Raw genomic sequence first — 3,843 nt, 5'->3', positions numbered from 1 at the left:
TAGCTCTAATTACCCTCGAGAAATATTTTACACATAGTTAATTATGAAATCTTTTATATTTACTTCATTTCTCTGATGATGAATAGTTTCTAATACCTGAAACCAAGTAAGATAATTATTTAGATACTTCGTTGCTACACCTTTAAAGCGTTTAATCCACCCTTTTAGTCTACTGTGATAGCTAAGACGTTCTGAATGTGATAAATCCCCTTAGTACGGATTTTACCATCAGATTTGAATTGATAAATAACCATGCCTTTTTCAGTTGCATAGGTTTTGAAAGCTCGCCAAGAATCAGTACATAATACGTTTTTATCGGATAGTTTATGTCCGATTGCTTTGTCTAATTGTTCTTTTGTTAATCGCCCATACCTAATGCTTGTGAAAAGGTAATTTTATCTCGATCCCTTGCCACTAATACACAAACATGCTCATTACTTATCCCACGCTTTTTAGCAGCTTCTCCTCTTTTTCGAGGTTCTCTGTCTTTAATACGTCTAGATCCTTTTTCAGAGTATAAAAAATAAGTCTCGTCCATTTCAACAATACCTTGAAAGTTAGTAATATCCATTTTATTTAACGCAGAAAGTAACTTGTGTCTCCAGTAGAATAAAATGACAAAAGAAATGTCATCCTCATTCGAATGTTCATCCTTCATTAATTCTGCTGATTTGCGTAGGGAATATCCTTCTATCATACATTCAACAAATCTAACCCATTTATTTAAACGGCGAGTTCTATACAAAGCAGTATTTGTGAGATCAGTAAAAGTCCTTTTACATGCTTTACAAAGGTAGTGTTGCTTATTAATTCCCTCACCATCAACGAGAGTTGTGTATGTCCCATTTCGAACGATATGTTCTGAATCACAATCAGGGCAGTGATAGCCTTCTTTATTCTTGCGTTCAGAAATTTCATGTAATACATTACCTGTTGAGGAGGATGCAGTAAGAGCATCTATCAAATAAGCTCGTAAGCAATGTTTGTCTCCTGGGTTAAGTACTTGTATAGCACTTAGAATATCCCTAACGTTCACTGGTTCCCCCTGCTTTTTTCCTAGTTTTACCATCATTATAGAACAATAGTTTTGACAATTGCAATTATCAACAATGAACGATAACACAGCCTTTAGAAAAGTAATAAAATAGCCTACGAAAAGAAGGTAACTAAATCATTAGATTTAGTTACCTTCTTACTTTTTTTCAAAATTAGCTATCTAGTTGATTTCCTTTAGCAGGAATTGGGTTCTCTTTTAATAGTTTTGCTAAGTACAATGTATTATAAGATAACATTTCTATATGTTTTTTAGTGAAATCATTCTCCTTACCATTCGCTTCGATAAAGGAAGGACCTGGACCAGCTTCACCAACCCAATAAGCATCTACATTCGGTGGGATAACAAACCCAATATGTGATAGTCCGTATAAAATAGAAGCAGATGCGTGTTTTGCCCCATCTTCATTACCGGTAACGATAACGCCACCTACCTTATTGTAATAGATTGCTTGGCCTTTCTGATTTGTTTCACTACTACTTCCATAGAGACGTTCAATGGCAAGTGTTGCTAAACTACTTTTTTCTCCTAACCAAAGAGGAGTGCCGATTATTACTATATTGGCCTCTTTTACCTTCTCTAAAATGCTTGGCCATTCATCTCCATTCCCCATGTCACCACTGATTCCATATGGAATATGATAATCTGCTAGCCTTACACTTTCAGATTCTACCCCTTCTCTTTCAAAAAGAGTTTTTGCCTCATCATAGAGAGCTTCTGTGTGTGATTTTTCACTACTGTTTTTTAGACTAGCATTTAAAAATAGTACCTTTAATTTACTCATTATTAAGTTCTCCTCCAATTTGTTTATTTATATTACTATTATTCCCCTCTCATCTTTTAACTGAAACCACTATATTTTAAGGGTGTAAGCTAGCTTACACCCATCACATTATTGTAAGATTGCTTACATTAAATTAGTGTTTCAGGTGATAATCTATTGGGAATCAATTAAAAAAGGAGGAATTACTATGGCTGAATTTGAACTTGGCAAATCGGTTTCAGACTTTACGCTTCCAGCAGTATCTGGAGAGAACTATCATTTTAGCTCCTATCGAAAGGAAAAAGGGGGATGGCATTTAATCATCTTTTTCCGTGGTTCATGGTGTCCTGCATGTAAGGCAGAGTTAGAAGAACTTGAGAAAAGCAAAGAATATTTTGATCGAAAGAATATTCATATTACCACGATTTCAACTGATAAGTTAGATGCTCTAAAAGAAATGGTCAATGAACATAAATTCACATTTCCTGTTCTTTCAGATGAAAATCATGAGGCTTTAAAAGCATATAAAGTGCATTATCATAGTGAAAATGACCCTTATGACGATCACGGTGCACATGGGGAGCCAGCTTATTTTTTAGTAAACGAGGATGGTAACCTACTATATCAACAAAGACAAACAAGTCCGTTTGGCAGACCGACTGCTGTAGAGTTGAGAAAAATCACACAATATATCAGTAAAAATTTAAAGCGATAGTTACTTTTATGAAAAAAGAGGGTGTCCCAAGCTACTTGGTGACATCCTCTCTTTAATGTTATAAACTTATCGCCTATGTGATGCTCCTAATCTTATATTCATAAATTCCGCTATATCTTTATCCATGCTCACTAAATCATCACGGTTAAATTGTCTAATTAATAATTTCGCATTATCTCTTTCTTCCTTTGCTAAACTAGATTCGGGAACTCTCGACACCAGCTGTCTGTAATGCCGCAGAAATAAGAGAAGTTCCCCATACAGTTGATGTTGAATTTCGAATGTGAATCTGTTGATTGGGAGTAAGTCCAATTATAAAAAAATATATCAATCTGGTGCGCATCACAAATAGCGTACTTCCTGATTTTTTCAATCGGATTTACGGCCTATTTCGGTTATTTGCTACATTCTGCCCGAATCTTTTTGGAACAGGGCATATATTGATCTAAAATTTTAGGGTTTTGTTGGATGCCCTGATTCGGTAGATCCGTAAAAAGTTTCTTTATATATTCATAGAAATCAACACCGTTACCACCGTCGAAATACAAATATTTATAGCGATCTTTACTCGATCCCGCAAATAAGAAAATGGGATCACCATATGGGTCCAGTTCAAATGAATCTTGAATTAATGTGGCTAATCCATCAATACCTTTTCGCATGTCAGTCTTTCCGCAAATGATGAAAATATTTGTCACACTTGTATAATCTTGTTTCACAGATGTTTCAGTTCCCTCATAACCGTTTGAATGATGTGCTCATCCACGCCATTGGGGAAGGGAATTTCTAAGTTTGCTGCTTTGATCGTGCAAGCGTTATTGGAAGAGGCTGTTGATGACGCGGATGAATATGGACCTTTATTTTCGGAATGTAATGTAACGGGGGCGACGGTAAGTTTTTGTTCTGGCATATGAAAAGCACCTCCTTAAATTGATACATTCATCGTACCAGGAGGCGCTGCGTATTTATATGCGTTGTTTGATTGGGGGCTTACTTTGTTTCGATTAACGAATAAATTGCGTAAAGTACAACGTCCATCTGGTTGGGTAACTGCATCTAATGATTAATGGGTTACAGAAACAAATTATTAACCATACTTCGCATTAAATTGTAAAGTTCGCCAAAGAATATAATTGTGATGTCGTTGTCTTCGAAGGAATTCCTAGATAAAATGAAGATACCGAAAAGTTTTTGGAGTGCTAAGAAACTTTGTTTCAAATTACGTTATTGGCGTAAAACGGCGATTCAACACAAAGTCGAAGAAATGGCCCATTATGCAGGTATACTATTTCTAGAGTCCATCCTCGAAAT

Annotated in this window: 4 protein-coding genes and 1 pseudogene; 1 reads left to right on the top strand and 4 read right to left on the bottom strand. The window is 35.6% G+C overall.

From position 1 onward, the window contains the following. Nucleotides 1–27 precede the first annotated feature (27 nt). Together RZN25_11835 and RZN25_11830 are read right to left on the bottom strand one after the other, a co-directional pair. A pseudogene (locus tag RZN25_11835) lies at nt 28–1,036 on the bottom strand (IS1595 family transposase). Nucleotides 1,037–1,208: 172 nt separating this feature from the next. After that, nucleotides 1,209–1,838, bottom strand: a complete 630-nt coding sequence (locus RZN25_11830; protein MEQ6377507.1) for a flavodoxin family protein — start codon at nt 1,836–1,838, stop codon at nt 1,209–1,211. A 187-nt stretch (nt 1,839–2,025) separates the two neighbouring features. Between RZN25_11830 and RZN25_11825 the strand changes: the two genes are divergently transcribed. Then, entirely contained in the window at nt 2,026–2,532 is a 507-nt protein-coding gene (locus RZN25_11825) for a peroxiredoxin family protein (GenBank protein MEQ6377506.1), read from the top strand. A gap of 395 nt (nt 2,533–2,927) precedes the next feature. On the opposite strand, the gene tnpB is transcribed toward RZN25_11825, so the two are convergent. Together tnpB and RZN25_11815 are read right to left on the bottom strand one after the other, a co-directional pair. Then, nucleotides 2,928–3,230, bottom strand: a complete 303-nt coding sequence (gene tnpB, locus RZN25_11820) for an IS66 family insertion sequence element accessory protein TnpB (protein MEQ6377505.1) — start codon at nt 3,228–3,230, stop codon at nt 2,928–2,930. A 17-nt stretch (nt 3,231–3,247) separates the two neighbouring features. Then, a complete protein-coding gene (locus RZN25_11815; GenBank protein ID MEQ6377504.1) occupies nt 3,248–3,442 on the bottom strand; it encodes a hypothetical protein in 195 nt (64 codons plus the stop codon). Nucleotides 3,443–3,843: the final 401 nt, after the last annotated feature.

Source organism: Bacillaceae bacterium S4-13-56 (assembly GCA_040191315.1).
In the GTDB taxonomy this organism is placed as follows: Bacteria; Bacillota; Bacilli; order Bacillales; family JAWJLM01; genus JAWJLM01.
This window is presented reverse-complemented; position numbering and strand designations above follow the sequence as displayed.

Coding starts and splice junctions, on each gene's coding strand:
- RZN25_11830 (MEQ6377507.1), bottom strand. CDS start 1,838: ATGAGTAAATTAAAGGTACTATTTTTAAATGCTAGTCTAAAAAACAGT.
- RZN25_11825 (MEQ6377506.1), top strand. CDS start 2,026: ATGGCTGAATTTGAACTTGGCAAATCGGTTTCAGACTTTACGCTTCCA.
- RZN25_11815 (MEQ6377504.1), bottom strand. CDS start 3,442: ATGCCAGAACAAAAACTTACCGTCGCCCCCGTTACATTACATTCCGAA.